Annotated in this window: 15 protein-coding genes and 1 pseudogene; 10 read left to right on the top strand and 6 right to left on the bottom strand. The window is 68.1% G+C overall.

Annotation, left to right across the window (positions count from 1 at the left end):
* Positions 1 to 223: 223 nt before the first annotated feature.
* The 5 genes from ACWD1Z_RS35275 to ACWD1Z_RS35255 all read right to left on the bottom strand — a co-directional run bounded on the left by ACWD1Z_RS35275 (position 224) and on the right by ACWD1Z_RS35255 (position 4,429).
* Positions 224 to 364, bottom strand: a complete 141-nt coding sequence (locus ACWD1Z_RS35275; RefSeq protein ID WP_451124654.1) for a hypothetical protein — start codon at positions 362 to 364, stop codon at positions 224 to 226.
* Between the two features lie 330 nt (positions 365 to 694).
* Positions 695 to 1,534, bottom strand: coding sequence for an aldo/keto reductase (locus ACWD1Z_RS35270; protein WP_451124652.1), 840 nt, complete (start codon positions 1,532 to 1,534; stop codon positions 695 to 697).
* A gap of 581 nt (positions 1,535 to 2,115) precedes the next feature.
* Positions 2,116 to 3,342: a threonine--tRNA ligase gene (gene thrS, locus ACWD1Z_RS35265; RefSeq protein ID WP_451124650.1), complete on the bottom strand. Its 1,227-nt coding sequence runs from the start codon at positions 3,340 to 3,342 to the stop codon at positions 2,116 to 2,118.
* A gap of 344 nt (positions 3,343 to 3,686) precedes the next feature.
* The gene (locus tag ACWD1Z_RS35260; RefSeq protein WP_451124648.1) at positions 3,687 to 3,902 is read right to left on the bottom strand and encodes a hypothetical protein; all 216 of its coding nucleotides are present in this window, start codon (positions 3,900 to 3,902) and stop codon (positions 3,687 to 3,689) included.
* A 140-nt stretch (positions 3,903 to 4,042) separates the two neighbouring features.
* A complete protein-coding gene (locus tag ACWD1Z_RS35255) occupies positions 4,043 to 4,429 on the bottom strand; it encodes a hypothetical protein (RefSeq protein WP_451124646.1) in 387 nt (128 codons plus the stop codon).
* A 628-nt stretch (positions 4,430 to 5,057) separates the two neighbouring features.
* Between ACWD1Z_RS35255 and ACWD1Z_RS35250 the strand changes: the two genes are divergently transcribed.
* The 7 genes from ACWD1Z_RS35250 to ACWD1Z_RS35220 all read left to right on the top strand — a co-directional run bounded on the left by ACWD1Z_RS35250 (position 5,058) and on the right by ACWD1Z_RS35220 (position 11,667).
* A complete protein-coding gene (locus ACWD1Z_RS35250) occupies positions 5,058 to 5,669 on the top strand; it encodes a hypothetical protein (RefSeq protein WP_451124644.1) in 612 nt (203 codons plus the stop codon).
* Positions 5,666 to 6,274 carry a toxin gene (locus ACWD1Z_RS35245; protein WP_451124642.1) on the top strand — a complete coding sequence of 203 codons (609 nt, stop codon included), beginning with the start codon at positions 5,666 to 5,668 and terminating at the stop codon, positions 6,272 to 6,274. The genes ACWD1Z_RS35250 and ACWD1Z_RS35245 overlap by 4 nt, the downstream gene beginning before the upstream one ends.
* Before the next feature lie 262 nt (positions 6,275 to 6,536).
* On the top strand, positions 6,537 to 7,742 hold the full coding sequence (locus ACWD1Z_RS35240; RefSeq protein WP_451124640.1) for an MAB_1171c family putative transporter: 1,206 nt from the start codon (positions 6,537 to 6,539) through the stop codon (positions 7,740 to 7,742).
* Positions 7,735 to 9,126: an NAD(P)/FAD-dependent oxidoreductase gene (locus ACWD1Z_RS35235; RefSeq protein ID WP_451124638.1), complete on the top strand. Its 1,392-nt coding sequence runs from the start codon at positions 7,735 to 7,737 to the stop codon at positions 9,124 to 9,126. The genes ACWD1Z_RS35240 and ACWD1Z_RS35235 overlap by 8 nt, the downstream gene beginning before the upstream one ends.
* Before the next feature lie 143 nt (positions 9,127 to 9,269).
* Entirely contained in the window at positions 9,270 to 9,866 is a 597-nt protein-coding gene (locus ACWD1Z_RS35230) for a hypothetical protein (protein WP_451124636.1), read from the top strand.
* A complete protein-coding gene (locus ACWD1Z_RS35225; RefSeq protein ID WP_451124634.1) occupies positions 9,863 to 10,474 on the top strand; it encodes a toxin in 612 nt (203 codons plus the stop codon). The genes ACWD1Z_RS35230 and ACWD1Z_RS35225 overlap by 4 nt, the downstream gene beginning before the upstream one ends.
* Complete coding sequence (locus ACWD1Z_RS35220) at positions 10,471 to 11,667, top strand: MAB_1171c family putative transporter (RefSeq protein WP_451124632.1); 1,197 nt, start codon at positions 10,471 to 10,473, stop codon at positions 11,665 to 11,667. Before ACWD1Z_RS35225 ends, ACWD1Z_RS35220 begins: the two co-directional genes overlap by 4 nt.
* 136 nt (positions 11,668 to 11,803) lie before the next feature.
* Here the strand turns inward: ACWD1Z_RS35220 and ACWD1Z_RS35215 are convergent, their stop codons facing one another.
* The gene (locus ACWD1Z_RS35215; protein ID WP_451124630.1) at positions 11,804 to 12,631 is read right to left on the bottom strand and encodes a hypothetical protein; all 828 of its coding nucleotides are present in this window, start codon (positions 12,629 to 12,631) and stop codon (positions 11,804 to 11,806) included.
* On the opposite strand from ACWD1Z_RS35215, the gene ACWD1Z_RS35210 reads away from it, so the two are divergent.
* The 3 genes and pseudogenes from ACWD1Z_RS35210 to ACWD1Z_RS35200 all read left to right on the top strand — a co-directional run.
* Positions 12,616 to 13,188: an ArsR/SmtB family transcription factor gene (locus tag ACWD1Z_RS35210; RefSeq protein WP_451124628.1), complete on the top strand. Its 573-nt coding sequence runs from the start codon at positions 12,616 to 12,618 to the stop codon at positions 13,186 to 13,188. The genes ACWD1Z_RS35215 and ACWD1Z_RS35210 overlap by 16 nt on opposite strands.
* A 261-nt stretch (positions 13,189 to 13,449) precedes the next feature.
* On the top strand, positions 13,450 to 14,649 hold the full coding sequence (locus ACWD1Z_RS35205) for a hypothetical protein (RefSeq protein WP_451124626.1): 1,200 nt from the start codon (positions 13,450 to 13,452) through the stop codon (positions 14,647 to 14,649).
* A 12-nt stretch (positions 14,650 to 14,661) separates the two neighbouring features.
* Positions 14,662 to 14,931: pseudogene (locus tag ACWD1Z_RS35200) on the top strand (hemerythrin domain-containing protein); the annotation flags it as partial.
* Positions 14,932 to 15,006 lie beyond the last annotated feature (75 nt).

Genomic DNA, 15,006 nt, shown 5'->3' with positions numbered 1-15,006 from the left:
CATCGCCCGCCTGCACAACCTCACCCTCGCCGGATGACAAAGCAAACAGCCAGGTCAGCAGGCATACCCGAAGCCATTTACGGGACAACGCTTAGAAGCGATCACCTCGGACAGCGAACGAATTCTTCAACAGCCCATCGCTGCAAGGTCAGGCCGTAGGTCGTCATGGTGCCGCTGCATTCGGATGGACAGGTGTCCTGGCGTTTCCTTCGCGTCAGCAGTCTTACGTCGGACCGAGTAGGCCTCGGGTGTAGAGGGGGACGTGCATGCCTGCGGCGGACGGCACCAGCTCGGTCAGGTGCGTGAAGTGGTCGGTGAGCGTGCGGGTGACGGCCCGGTGGCGGGTCGCGTACGTGTGCTGCATCCGGCGGATGTGCCGGGCGAGCAGTCCGTCGTCGACGAAGCGGGCGAGCGCCGCCTGGATGGGGACCGAAGAAGCCGACGCGCAGGGACGGCATCATCACCTTGGAGAACGACCCGACAAAGATGACGTATCCGTCCCGGTCCAGGCTCTGCAGCGTCTCGACCGGCCGCCCGCCGAACCTGAACTCGGTGGGTAGCCGGGTTCTTCTACGGCCGCCCGGCGTGGTCGGCCGGATCGCCGTACCCGACCGCCCCGGTCCCCGAAAGGCGCACTTCCCGCGCTATCAGGGGCCGCCACACCTCGTACGGGAAGAGGCGGGCATCCGGACGCCTACGCCACTTCGGCCAGACGGTCGAGGCGCTCGCGGTGCACCGGGGTCATCTCGAGACGCTCCGCAGCAAGGTTCTCCTCCAGGTGATCGATCCGAGCGGTGCCGGGGATGGGAAGGATCACGGGGGAGTGGCCGAGGAGCCAGGCGAGCGCGACCTGCGTAGGGGTGGCGTCGAGTTCGGCTGCTACGGAGGCGACCTCGGCCTGCGCCCCCGAATTGCCCCAGGCGACGGGCCGCCACGGCAGGAACGCGATGCCTGCCGCTTCGCAAGCCGCGAGTACGGGCTCGTGCTCGCGGTCGAGCAGATTGTACCGGTTCTGCACGCTCGCGATGTCGACGATGGCCCGTGCCTGGTCGAGTTCGTCGACGGTGACCTCGGACAGCCCGATCCGGCCGATCTTGCCCTCAGCCTGCAAGTCCCGCAGCGTACCGACCTGGTCGGCGAGCGGCGTGTCGGGGTCGACGCGATGCAGCTGAAGAAGCTCGATCCGCTCGACCCGCAGTCGGCGGAGTGCCTGCTCGACCTGCTCCCGCAGCACAGCGGGCCGCCCGTCGAGCTTCCACTCACCTGAGGGGCCTGAAAAAGCAACGCCGACCTTGGTGGTGATCAGCAGCCCGCCCGGGTAGGGATGCAGGGCCTCGGCCAGGAGTTCCTCGTTGGCTCCTCTTCCGTACATGTACGCGGTGTCGATCAGCGTGACACCCAGTTCGACGGCCCGCCGCGCGACCGCGAGAGACGCCTCGCGGTCCGGGCCCGGGTCGGTCGGCAAGTGCATGGCCCCGAACCCCAGCCGCCGTACTTTCAGATCCCCGCCGATACAAAACGCTGTCGGTGTCACGTGTTGACTTCCCCCTCGCTCAAGGAGCAACGCTAACAGTGCAGTTGATCCCCAGCAGCAGATATCCGCGTGGTCTTCTCACACCTGGGAGGTATCCGGTTCGCAGAAGACCGCGACGAGGCGGTTGCTGAAGAGCCGGCGGCGCCGCCAGCCGTGGCCTCGGCACGGTACGTCCGGATCGCCGGATCGCCGGATCGCCGGATCGCCGGATCGCCGGGTCGGCGAGGGTGAGAGTCAGTACCGGGCAGTCCGCGACGTCATTGGTGTGCTCGCCCTTCCCCCGCGGTGTCGGACGTGGCCCCTTGTCCACCCCGCACTTCGAGAGTTGGGCCGTACCGCCGCCGGGGGAGCGGGCTGTCCGCCAACGGCCTTGCGGGGGCGGAACGTTCCGCGGATGCGCGCTGGTCGGACATGGTGGAGGAGTACGTCAGTACCAGCAGGCCGACGACAAGCACGGCGAGGATCAACCAGGAACGCAGGGAGAGGCGGAACACTCAGCCCCGCCCTCTCGCTGGGCCGACCGCTTGGGCACCGCCTGCAGGCGAGAGTGTCACTGCTCCGATCATGGCAAAGGGTGCGGGTCAGTCGGCCCACAAGTTGGTGCTGTGGGCCGCGATGAGAGCGCTGATGTGAGTGAGTACGTCACTGATCGGCTGTGGGTCGAGTCGGCGTCCGTTACGCAAGCGCAGTGCGACGTGATCGTCAGCGGCCTCTTTGGCGCCGATGACGGCTTGGTAGGGAACCAGGCGGGTCTCTCGGATACGGGCGCCCAGACTGCCGCGGTCCGGTCCTGCGATCTGGGCACGCAGTCCAAGACGAGTGCAGCGCTCAGCGAGGGCTGCGGCGTTCGGCAGTTCGGTGTCGGAGATCGGGAGGATGACCAGCTGAGTGGGAGCGAGCCAGGCGGGGAAGGCACCGCCGTGCTGTTCGATGAGATGGGCGACAGCACGTTCCACACTGCCGATGATGCTGCGATGAACCATGACCGGACGGTGTTTGGCGCCGCCCGCGCCGATGTAGTACAGGCCGAACTGCTCGGGCTGGTGAAAGTCGACCTGGACGGTGGACAGGGTGGCCTCCCGGCCGGCGCCGTCGGTGACCTGGACGTCGATCTTGGGGCCGTAGAACGCGGCCTCTCCCTCGACTGCCTCGTAGGACAGGCCGGAGCGGTCGAGGACGTCGGTCAGCAGGACGGTGGACCGCTGCCACTTCTCGGGTGCGGCAACGTACTTGCCACCGGGGCCCGGGAGGGAGAGCCGGTATCGGGTCGGGGTGATGCCGAGCGCCGCGTACGCCTCGCCGATCATCTCCAGCGCGGCCCGCGCCTCCTCGGCGACCTGGTCCAGGGTGCAGAAGATGGGTGCGTCATTGAGCTGGATGGCCCGCACTCGGGTCAGTCCGCCGAGCACGCCGGAGAGCTCGGAGCGGTACATGCCGCCCAGTTCGGCCATGCGCAGCGGCAGTTCGCGGTAGCTGTGGGCGCGGGAGCGGTAGAGCACCGCGTGATGAGGGCACAGGCTCGGTCGCAGGACGACCTGCTCCCCGCCGAGGTCCATCGGCGGGAACATGTCGTCGCTGTAGTGCGCCCAGTGCCCCGACATCTCGTACAACTCCTGCTTGCCGAGCACCGGCGAGTACACATGCTGGTAGCCCGCCCGCCGCTCGGCGGCCCGGATGTACTCCTCCAGGGTGTGCCGCACGGTCGCGCCGTCGGGCAGCCAGTACGGCAGGCCCGCGCCGATCAGCGGATCGGTGTCGAACAGGCCCAGTTCCCGCCCCAGTTTGCGGTGGTCGTGTACGACGGTCATTGCGGTCTCCTTGCTGGTCGCGGAGCAAGTGACCGGGCCTACGACGAAGCCCCGGGGCACTCGCCCCGGGGCTTCGCATCAGGTCATCTGTCAGCGCGCCGGGACACTCTCCGGCGTCGTCGTCATGGCAGCGCGCTTCATGGCGCAGACGCTAGCAGGACGCGTCGATGTCCACACGGGAATTCCTTGGCAGGGGTGCCCGGGGCGCGCAGGGGCGCAGCTGCCGGGCAGGCCCAGGAACTGGGAAGACTATTGGCCGAGCATGTTGGTGTGGGGCCATGCAAACGGTGCGCATCGCGGCGGGCGCAGCACCGGCCCGCCTGTTGGCTGGACAGAACGATGGTTTACCGCTCTCGTACCAATGCGCCGTAGGTGTCGCTCTGCCGCAGCACCGTGGCCTCCTGGGGAGGTGCCGCCCAGACGGGGAGTTCTTCGTCCAGGTCGTCCATCAGGCCGCGAACCGTCAGTTCACCGGACGCGGAGTGCGCGGAGATCTCCACGATCTCCTGCCAGTACTGCACCGGGACCAGACCGGCTTCCCTCGCGGCCTCGTCGCTCATCTCGCCGTCCTCCATTGGCCCGGGGCTGCATGATCCACATGAGAGGCGTCCCCTTGAGGCGTGCCATCGCCTCGGCACGGTCGCACTCGATGGGCCGGGTTGGGTGGGGTCTGCGTCAAACATGTTGCCCGTCATGGGCATCACGCGTCCCCGCATGCCGGAGCGTCGGGTGGCCGTTCGTCGAGCAGCGCGCCGACCGGGGGAGGCCCGGAGGACGGAGCGCTGCGGGGTTCGCGGAGGTAGGGCGGCGAGCCCGAGTGGGCGCTTCTACGGGCCTGTCTGCTGAGCTTGCGGAGGTCACGGCGGGTTTGGTTCAGGCTTCGGGAGAGGGTCTCGATGACCGAGGAGGCCTCGGCGAATGCGTCCGTTCCGGAGGAGGCGGGCGTCCATGACCCGTTTGGGGCGTGCTGGGCGGCCATGGAAGCGCAGACCGTCAGCAGGTCGGTGATGACTCTGCGGAGTTGGAGGGCATCGGCATTGGCTTCGGTGGAGGTGGAGGTGGAGGTGGCTCCCGACTGTGTCGTCACTTGTCTCCTGTGGTGAGATCAGCACCCGGTGCGGGGCCTCGGTCAGCTCTCGGCCGGGTGCGCAAAGGCGAACGCGTGATGCGCCCGACGCCTGCCATGTGGTCGGGGATGAGCGGGAGCCGGCCCGAGGCGGTTGGGATGAGGGCCGGCTCCCGCCCTGTGCTCCCGGCACTGTCCCCGACGGGGGATCAGGGAGCGGCCGGAAGTGCTGGGAAGGGTCCTCGCCGACAGCGCAGGTGGCAGCGAGCACGGCCGTACCTGCAGATCGTCGCTGGGCGTGCATGGGCGAGTCTCCCGGAGAGTTGCCTTCACGAGGCGTGGGCCATCACGGGCAGCGATCGCGCCCGAACTCGGGCGGTGCGACTCCGTGTTCGGTGATATTGCTGCATGCAAAACACAGCTGTCAACGATGGTTTTCGGATGGGAAACGATCGTTTATTCCGCGTCCGCTTCGGGCGTTTTCGCCGCGCCGGTAGGCAGTGCCGGGTCTGCCCCTGTCCGGGAGGAACGCCGGGAAGATAACGATCGCTTGCCGTGAATAAACGATCGTTGAAAATCCTGGGGAGTTGCACGTACGCTGCCGCGTAGCGTCGAGCGAGCCGCCCACCGGCTTTCCAGGGAGTCATCGTTGGAGCAACACACCGCACTGCACGAGACGCTTCAGCGCCTGGACGAGCTCATCGACGAGCGGGGCTTGAATCGATCGGACATCCTCGACCCGCGGACGCTGGCCGCCAGGACGGCGCTGTCAGAAAGCACCGTCCGTCGCCTGCTCCAGGGCGCCGCGGCACCGGCCGACACGGTCAACGAGCGAGTGTGTGCGCGTATCAAGGCGCTCAGCGACGCCCATCTCGCCCGCAGCGGCAAGCGCATGTCGGATCTCGCCGCTGCCGTCGCCGCGCATCTGGAGATCTCCGACGTATGGGCGCGCTCGGTCTGTGACGGCAAGAAGATTCCCAACGTCGCGCATCTGCACCGCCTGGTGCAGTTCTTCGATGTCGAGGGCGGCGAGTCGTTCTTCACGGCGCCCGCTGATGATGCACTCAACCGCGTGCTGCTGCCCGCGCTGCAGCGACTTGAGCACCCGGAGCAGGACCCCGTGGCGGCCCTGCTGGACCGATATGGAGTGAAGGGCGCGGACCTGCGGGCTCACGGCTCCGTCTCCCGCGTCCAGCTGGAGCGGATCCTCGAAGGAGTCCTGCGGTCGGTGGCGCCTGAGGAGGAGGACCCCCAGCGATGAGCACCAAAGCGATGAAGTTACTCCTGGCCGCGCTCGGTGAAGAAGCATCGACATCACTGCAGCGGCCGGCCGAACCAAGAGACGTCATGCAGGAGTTCTGCCGGGCCATGAGCGTGCGGAAGGGCCGCAGCATCACGCTCGAGTTCCGTGCCCTCCCACCCGACATTGCGGTATCGGGCATACGCCTTGACTTGGGAGACCGCTCCATCATCGTCGTGGAAGCGTGCACTGCCCCTGAGGCCCAGCTGGTGATCCTCGGCCACGAACTGTGGCACGAAGAGGAAGACGACCGCGGGCACCACATCCCCGGGCTGCAGGCAGCGGCCCGCGCGCTGAGCGCCGCCCAGACACCTGATGCCGTCCGAGAAGCCGTGGAACGGATCCTTGACGAGCATGAAGTGCCGCGTGAAGCCATTCTCACGGTGGCCGCCCGATCGGAATCCGTCTCCGAACACGAGGTGGATGCCGAGACGTTCGGACTGCTCTTCGGCCGTGAGGTGCGCTCCTGGATGAAGGGACGCTACGCGGAAGGACCCGTGAGCGCCGCGACCGTCGAGGGACGAATCAACCTGTCCCTGCTCAACCGCAGCGGCCGCATCCTGTGAACCACCCCTCCCGCGCCGTGACTTCGCGCCGCCCCGCGCCTCATGACGGACTGCCGGCCCGCACGCGGCCCCCGCAGCGACACGCCTGCCTGGCGAATGCCACGGCTCACCGGTCTCGCCCCCACGCTGGTGCTCTGTTGGAAACACCCCCGGCCGCCTCCTCCCAGGCCGCACTCTCGGGCGCCACCGCAGCAGACTCACTCTCTGGTACCGGCGCTACCGCGTCAGGCGCATCCGCGGCTGCGACCCGGGAGTTACGGCGATGAGCCTGACCAGCTTCCACATCCCGTACATCCTGCCGATCGTGCTTCTGATCCTGGCACTGAGCCTGAAAACGCCCACCTTCGTCCGGGCCTGGAAGGATCCGGACGTCCGGGCGACCACCCTGTTACTGGTGCTGGCCTCCGCGGTGTTCGTGTCCGCGGCGCCGGCCAGCATCCACCGGATCAACACGATCACCGGGGTGCCGAATATCGCCGCACCCTGGGTGTACTCACTCCTGACCGCCTTCTGCGCCTCCTGCCTGACCATGGTCATCACCTGGCGGGATGAGCCGTCTCCTCGGCGCAGCACCCGGATCCGCCGCATCTGGCTGATCTACCTCGGCATCATCGGCGCCCTCTGGGTCACGTTCTTCCTCGCCGACGCCCCCACCGAGCGCATCTACGACCTGGACACCTACTACGCCAGCCGGCCGTGGATGCGCGAGCACATCCTTCTCTACCTGGGCGCGCACATGGTCTCCGCGCTCGTCGCCGCGTACATGATCTGGAAGTGGATCCCGAAGGTGAGCGGCGGCTGGCTCAAGGCCGGACTCGTCTTCCTCCAAGTCGGCTACGCCTTCGGATTCGTTTACGACGTAGCCAAGCTGACAGCCATCGGCGCGCGGTGGACCGGAGGGAACCTGGACTGGCTCTCCACCAAGGTGGCGCCGCCCTTCGCGATCCTCGACGCCAGTCTCGTCGGCATCGGATTCATCCTCCCTCAGGGCGGCCCGTTCCTGCAGAAGTGGATCCGTGACCAACGCACCTACCAGCGGCTGCGACCGCTCGCGCGGGCGCTGCGACCTGTCGCCCCGCCCGCCGCGCGTGCCCGCGTCGGCAGATTCGCACCCCTCGACCTGCGCGTGCTGCAACGCCAACAGCGCATCCACGACGCCCTGCTGCGGCTGACCCCCTTCCTCGACACCGGTCTGCACCAGCGGGCCTATGAGGAGGCCCGCGATGCCGGCCACCGCGCTGAACACGCCCACGGCATCGCGGGAGCCGTCGCCATCCGTGCTGCCCTTGCCGCCTCGACCGCCCCGCCCTCACCGGGCGGCCACCCCGGCAGCGGCGCACCCGCCGCCCGCACCCGCACCGGCCTCGACGACCTCGAAGCGATCGCCCGAGCCTTCCATCGACCCCGCACCGTCGAGGCCATCTGGCAGCGAGCGGCCTGCAGAGAAAGCGACACATCCCATGTCTGACCCACGCCGCCCCACCGCCGTCATCATCGGAGCCAGTGCGACCGGCTTGTTCGCTGCCGCCGCGCTGGCCGATTTCGCCGAGGTCACCATCGTCGAGCGCGACCACCTGCCGGACGGCCCCACATCCCGCCGCGGCGTCCCGCAGTCCCGGCACGCCCATCTCGTATGGAGCGGAGGGGTGAAGGCCTTGGACGAGCTGCTGCCCGGGGTGGTCGACGAGGTCGTCACCCGCGGCGGCCGCCTCGTCCACATCATGGGCGACATGGTCTCCCGGGCCCCCAACGAGGTCTGGTTCCGCCGCTTCCTGGCAACGCACCACCGCAACCTGGTCTGCTCGCGCAACCTGCTGGACGCCGTCCTGCGCGAGCGCGTACTCGCCGACGAGCGCCTCACCCTGCTCCAGAACACCACCGCACTGGAACTGGAAGGCGACGCCCACCACGTCACCGGAGTCCGCGTCGACAGCGACGCCGAGATAGCCACGCTCGCCGCGGACCTGGTCATCGACGCCTCCGGCCGCGGTTCCCACACCCCCCAGTGGCTCGGCGACCTCGGACTCGCCGGCATCGCCGAACGCAAGGTCGATGCCGGCGTCGCCTACGCAACCCGCCTCTTCCGCGCCCCCCACAGCGCCGCCGACCACGGGTTCCCGCTCATCAACGTCCAGGCCAACCCCGCCAAGGCACCCGGCCAGGGCGGCATCATCCTGCCCATCGAAGACGGCCAGTGGATCGTCACACTCTCCGGAAGCCGGGGCGGTGAGCCCACCAGCGACCCCGACGCCTTCATCGACTTCGCCCTCGGTCTCGGCGACCCCATCATCGGCGAACTCCTCAAGAACGCCGAACCCCTCGGCGACGTCGCCACCACCCGCTCCACCGCCAACCACCGCCGCTACTACGAAAAGGCCAAGCACTGGCCCGACGGCCTCCTCGTCCTGGGCGACGCCATCGCCGGTTTCAACCCGGTCTACGGCCATGGCCTCACCGTCGCCGCCCAGTGCGCCCTCGCCGTCCGCGACGTCGCGCGCACCACGCCCCTCACTGCCCCGGGCACCGCCCGACGCCTGCAGCGAGCCGCAGCCCGTCCCGTCGGCGCCGCCTGGGACCTGGCCGTGGGACAGGACGCCTTCTACCCCGGCGCCACCGACACGCCACCCCATGCCGTGGAGCGGTTCCTGGCCCGTTTCGTGGACCGCGCCGTCGAGACCGGCGCCGCCAACCCCCGTGCTCTCGGCGCCCTGCTGGACGTGATGAGCCTGGAAAAGCCGGCAGCCCGGCTGTTCTCCACCGACATGCTCATCCCCATGTTCCTCGGCCCGAAGAGGCCGCGACTGCAGGGCCCGCCGCTGAGTGAAGCCGAACGGAAGACCGCCACCTCCTGAAGGGCCCTTCTTGCCGGCCCCACCCCATGCCAGGCCGGAGAGGGACGGCGCAAGAGTGTGTTCCGGCAACCCAGTTGGCGACGTACGGTTCAAAACCAACAACTCCAGACTCCCCACCCCACCCATCGATCCCAGGAGCACCTGTGGAGCCCGAACTGCACGAGACGCTTGAGCGCCTGCACAGGCGCATCGAGGAACAGTGTCTCGGCAGTTCCAACCCGCTGAACCCCACCGCCCTGGCGAGGAAGACCGCCTTGCCCCAGGCAACGGTCGAAGCTCTCCTCAGGGGAGAAACGCCTGGCCCTGAGCAGGTCGGCCGCCGTGTCAGGGACCGGCTGCGGGCCCTCACGCAGACCCACCTCGAGGACACCGGCCAGACGTTGCCCGATCTCGTTTGCCAGGTCCACGACCAACTGGGCGTCTCCCGCCGACGCGCCCGCGGCTTCCTCAACGGTGAGAAGGCACCACGCCCTGCTCATCTGCCCCAGCTGGCCGAGATCCTCGGAGTCGAAGGCGGAGCGGAATCCTTCACAGCGCCGCCGACGCAGGTCCTCAACCGAGTCCTCCAGGCCGAGCTCAGCGAACGCCGGCGCCCGGCCACGATCGAAGACGTCATGAGAAAGCACGGAGTGCTCCACACCGACCTGCGGCTGCACGGGACCATGGCAGCCGATCAGTTCGAGCAGTTCATCGCCAAAATCGTCGAATCCCTCAACCCCCCAACAGGTGACAAGCAGTGAGTGCCAAGGAGATGAAGGCCCTACTCTCGGAGCTCGGCGCGGCGGCAGCGCAGCGGATCACCCGACCAGCTGAACCGCGCCCGCTGATGCACGCCTTCTGCGACGCCATGAGCGAGCGCCGCAACCGCCCCATCCGGCTGATCTTCAGCGTCTTTCCCTCAGACCTCGAAGTGTCGGGCGCCCGGCTGGACTGCGGCGACCACTCGGTCATCGTGGTCGAAGAACGCGCCATACCCACAGCACAACTGGTCATCCTGGGCCACGAACTGTGGCACGAGGAGAAAGGCGACTGTGGCCAGCACCTCACCGGGCGCGTCCCGCCGGCCGCCCGCAGCCACGGCGCAGACCACCCCACACACAGCCTGCAACACGCCATGGCACGCATCCTCACCGAGCACCACGTGCCCCGCGACGCACTCCTGCTGATTGCCGCCCGCGCCCAGTCCCACGACGAGAGCGAGGAGGCAGCAGAGACTTTCGGCCTGCTCTTCGGCCGAGCGGCCCGTTCCTGGATGACGGGCCCGCACACGCAAGGCCCCGTCAACGAATCGACCGTCGAAGGCCGCATCAACCTGTCGATGACCAGCCACCACCGGCGGGGCCTGTGAGTATCACCGACTCCCACCTGCTGTATCTCCCGCCCACCGCTCTCCTGATCGCCGGCCTCGCCCTCAAATCCCCGGCGATCATCCGCTCATGGAAGGACCCCAACACCCGGGCCACCTGGTTCGTCCTGCTGTTCGCCGCGGCCGTCTTCGTCTCGGTGACACCAGCGAACATCCACCGCATCAACACCCTCACCGGCGTACCGAACATCGCAGCACCCTGGACGTACTCCCTCATCAACGCGTTCTGCGGCGCCTGCCTCACCATGATCATCACCTGGCGGGAAAAGCCCTCCCCTCGCCGTCGCCGCAGAATCGCCTGGACCTGGGCCATCTACGCAAGCGTCATCGTCGCCCTGTGGATCACGTTCCTGCTGGCCGACGTGCCTCGCGAACGGATCTACGACCTCGACACCTACTACGCCACCACACCGTGGATGCGCGAACACATCGTCCTCTACCTGGTCGGCTACCTCACTTCGACCGTCGTCTCGGCCTGGATGATCTGGACATGGATCTCTCACGTCCGCGGTCGCTGGCTGAAGGCAGGCCTGGTCTGCCTGCAAAGCGGCTACGCCATGGGCATCGCCTTCGTCACAGCCAAAGCCTCCGCGATCGCGGCCCGATGGACCGGAGCGGACTGGGACGTGCTCAACACCAAGGTCGCGCCCCCCTTCGCACTCCTCGGAGGCACCCTGGTCGCCGCAGGATTCATCCTCCCCGTAGCCGGACCGTTCCTCCAGAAGTGGGTACAAGAACAGGCCCTCTACTGGAGCCTCCTGCCGTTGGCCCGAGCCATCCGGCGCGTGGCACCTTCCTCCGCCAGAGCCAACGTGGGCCGTCTCGCACCCCTGGATCTCCGCCTCATGCAGCGCCAGCAGCACATCTACGACGGACTCCTGCGCCTCGCCCCGTACTACGACGACAACCTGTACCAGCGGGCATACGAAGCAACCGTCGGCCGGCACGGTGACAAGACCTCCCGCAGCCTTGCCGGAGCAGTCGCCCTCCGCGCAGCACTCGACGCCTACGGCCGACAACAGGCCCGCCACTCTGAAGGGCAGCCCGCACAGATTGCACCGGAAGTCGCCGACCACCTGGCCCTGATCTCCCGCGCGCTGATCCACCCCCGTAGAGTCGAAGCCCTCCTCATCCGCCTGATGACCCACCCGCATGCCGCGACCACGCGCCTGTGACGGCCGCAGACAGCCGTCCGGCCAGATGCCCACACGGCAATTCCTCGGCGGGGTGCCTGGGGTGCCGAGGTGTCGCAGGTCGCCGGGCAGGCCAGACAGCTGGAGAGCAGTTGGACAGAAACTCAACCGAACCGGCCTATATGTAGGGCCGAATCCCCACCGTGACATCCATGTCGAAGGCGTTCGCCCCCGCCGCGGACGGCAGGCCCAGCGCCCGGTCGATCGCGCGGCTCAGGGGGCCGCAGCCGCTGGTGCCCGGGGCGGCGAACTCGACGTCCTGGGCGCCGAAGGCGACGATCAAGGGGTCCTTGGATATCACCCGGGTGGGATCGGTGTCCTTGAGCACCAGGTGGACCGCGTCCTGATCGCTGCCCACCGAGCAGTCCGACGCCGGTAGGGCATGCGGCCCGCGCGCCGGGCCTATGGCGAACTTGATGTCGAACTCGCCGCGCCGGGTGTCGTCGGACAGGAAGTCCGCATAGCCGCCGTACTGCGGAGTCAGGGCCAACGGGGTGCGCCCCACCCGGATGGGCGCAGCGGCCATCGTTCCGAAGACCTGACGGAATTCACCGTCCACCCGGCCTTCCGCAAAGGTGATCTTCATAGGTTCGGTGAGCGGCTCGTCGACGGCGCCCATGCGCAGATGTCCCGTGGCGTGCATGACCTCGCAGCGCCAGGTCCCGGGGTCCGCGCCCGCGGGCAGCTCATCGACGGTCGGGCAGGCGGAGAAGTCGAACTCGGGAAGTTCCGCTGCCCCTTCAGCTCCATGCGTGGGCGCGGCGCCCAGGGTCAGGCCGACAAGGAGCGCCGCCGCAGCAGCACCTGGGAAGCGACGGACTGTGGGTTTCCAGCTCACTCGGTTCGGCGTCATACGCCACAGCATTGCAGAGATTTCTCTGCAAAGGAAGGTCTGCAGAGAAATCGCTGTGATCGGATAGACTGTCCGCCATGACAGAGGAGCCATCAGCGCAGGCCGCAGAGCGGCGTACGGTCGACAGTCCCGAGGTCCTCAAGGCGCTCGCGCACCCGCTGCGCCTGCGCATCCTGCGTCACCTCGGCGCGGCGGGCCCCGCCACCTCGACCACACTGGCCGCCGCCCTCGGCGAGAACACCGGGACGCTCAGCTACCACCTGCGCATGCTGGAGCGCAGCGGCCTCATCGAAGACATCCCCGAGCGCTCCACCGGGCGGGAGCGCTGGTGGCGCGGGGTCCGCGGCCTCGACATCCGCAGACCGCCGCAGAGTGAGCTGACGGAGGCCGAGCGCGCCATGTCGGCCGAGTTGGACCGCATGAGGATGGAGGAGGACGTCGAGCTCGCCCGGCAGTTCACCGCCGGACAGGCCGAGTCCGAAGGCTGGATGCGCGGTTCACGCAGCCTCATCCACCTCACCAAGGGTGAGCTGGACGCGTTCCATGACGACTACCTGGCCCTGCTCGCGCGCTACGCCCGCGGCCCCGAGGACGCCCCCGACGACGCACGCCCCGTACTCCTGCGCTGGTTCGGCCTGCCCGCTGACTGACCGGCAGCCGACCGACGAACCGGCTGATCGACCGCATGGGCTTCCCCGCCGACCGGTCCGGTGCGGCGTGTACACGCTCACCGAACAGCACGGCATCCGCTCGCTCGGTTGACCCACCAGGGGGAACCCCGCGGCTCGCGGGTGTGAGCGGTGGCTGGAAAGCGCCCCTCGTGAACAGACTGAGAACCATGTCTGTGCTCGTCGCCTGAAACGGGGTACCCCAGCGGCGCGAGTCCCCCTCGTCATCAGGAGGCACCCCCCATGACGTTCAATCCCCTCGAACAGCGGGGAATCCCGCTGGACCGCCAGCTACGGAGCTGGCGAGAGCTGAACGTGGACCCGATCGACCCGGACCACTGCGACCCGTACACCCGCTGCCGGATCATCGCGATGAACGGGATCGAGGTGGAGGCGATCCTCTTCAGCCACCAGCTCGCCCGCAACACCGTCGATCCCGAGGTCAAGCGGCAGCTGGCACGCGTGCGCTACATCGAGGCGCAGCAGCAGAAGGTCGTGAACTGGCTGCTCCCGGGGGTCTCCTCGGTGCTGGAGACGACCATCGCCTACGAGCAGGTCGCGGTGGACCTGACGGCGTGGGTGGCCCGGATGGAGCCGGACCCGTATCTGAAGCAGGCGTACCAGTTCGGCGTGCTGGAGGACTTCGACCACCTGTACCGGTACGCGAACCTGTACGAGATGATCGAGCACCGCAAGGCCGAGTCGATCGTCGACAACCTGACCGAGATCATGCCCGGCCGGCCCACCCGCTTCCACCACCGCGACCCGGTCGACAACGTCCGCGACCCGTACGCCAAGGACGAGACGAACCCGCTGTCGAAGCTGCACGCGCTGACGATCATGTCGGCGGAGCAGCAGACCATGAACTTCTACATGAACACCGGCCCCACCTACATGGAGCCGATCGCCCGTCAGCTCTACCAGGAGATCGGCCTGATCGAGGAGGAGCACGTCACCCACTACGAGTCCCTGGTGGACCCGGGTGAGACGTGGTGGGAGCAGCTCGTCAACCACGAGTACAACGAGTGCTACCTGTACTACTCCTTCATGGAGCAGGAGACCGACCCCAAGGTCAAGGCGATCTGGGAGCTGCACCTGAACATGGAGCTGGAGCACCTGCACGCCGCCTGCGACCTGATGCGCCAGCACGACGGCCGCGACCCCGCCTCCGTGCTGGCCCCCGAGCTGCCCAACGTCCTGACCTTCGAGCCCAACAAGGCCTACGTGCGTGAGCTGCTCGACACGCAGATGGACCTGACCACGCTCGGCGCCGGGTACGTCCGCGAGGCGCACGAGCGGTTCGAGAAGATGCAGGAGCAGATCCACGGCGGCGAGGCACCGCCGAGCGACCGGGTCATGACCCAGCACGACGAGATGTTCGGCCGCGAGTACCGCGTCCAGACCGAGGGCGAGCACCCCGACCCCGCGCAGCGCGAGAAGTAGGGAGGGGCTGAAATGACCGAGCTGCACACCCCGCAAGCCGGGGACGACCAGGCCAAGGACGACGACGTGGTGGCGCTGTTGATGCGCCAGCACGGTGACATCCGCAATCTCTTCGACGAGGTCGAGGCGGCCACGGGTGAGGAGCGCCGGGACGCCTTCCGTCGCCTGGTGCGCCTGCTGGCCGTGCACGAGACCGCCGAGGAAGAGGTCGTCCACCCCTTCGCCCGGAAGAATCTCCCCGGCGGCGAGCAGGTGGTGAAGGACCGTCTCGCCGAGGAGAGGGCCCCCTGGCCGCGGCGGGTCTTTCCGCGCAGCACAGCCACCCCTCCCCTCGCCGCGTTTCCCCTATGACGCCGG

The sequence above is a fragment of the Streptomyces sp. NPDC002784 genome (assembly GCF_053592135.1).
This window is presented reverse-complemented; position numbering and strand designations above follow the sequence as displayed.

Coding starts and splice junctions, on each gene's coding strand:
- thrS (WP_451124650.1), bottom strand. CDS start 3,342: ATGACCGTCGTACACGACCACCGCAAACTGGGGCGGGAACTGGGCCTG.
- ACWD1Z_RS35210 (WP_451124628.1), top strand. CDS start 12,616: ATGACAGAGGAGCCATCAGCGCAGGCCGCAGAGCGGCGTACGGTCGAC.
- ACWD1Z_RS35260 (WP_451124648.1), bottom strand. CDS start 3,902: ATGAGCGACGAGGCCGCGAGGGAAGCCGGTCTGGTCCCGGTGCAGTAC.
- ACWD1Z_RS35245 (WP_451124642.1), top strand. CDS start 5,666: ATGAGCACCAAAGCGATGAAGTTACTCCTGGCCGCGCTCGGTGAAGAA.
- ACWD1Z_RS35215 (WP_451124630.1), bottom strand. CDS start 12,631: ATGGCTCCTCTGTCATGGCGGACAGTCTATCCGATCACAGCGATTTCT.
- ACWD1Z_RS35275 (WP_451124654.1), bottom strand. CDS start 364: ATGCAGCACACGTACGCGACCCGCCACCGGGCCGTCACCCGCACGCTC.
- ACWD1Z_RS35240 (WP_451124640.1), top strand. CDS start 6,537: ATGAGCCTGACCAGCTTCCACATCCCGTACATCCTGCCGATCGTGCTT.
- ACWD1Z_RS35235 (WP_451124638.1), top strand. CDS start 7,735: ATGTCTGACCCACGCCGCCCCACCGCCGTCATCATCGGAGCCAGTGCG.
- ACWD1Z_RS35205 (WP_451124626.1), top strand. CDS start 13,450: ATGACGTTCAATCCCCTCGAACAGCGGGGAATCCCGCTGGACCGCCAG.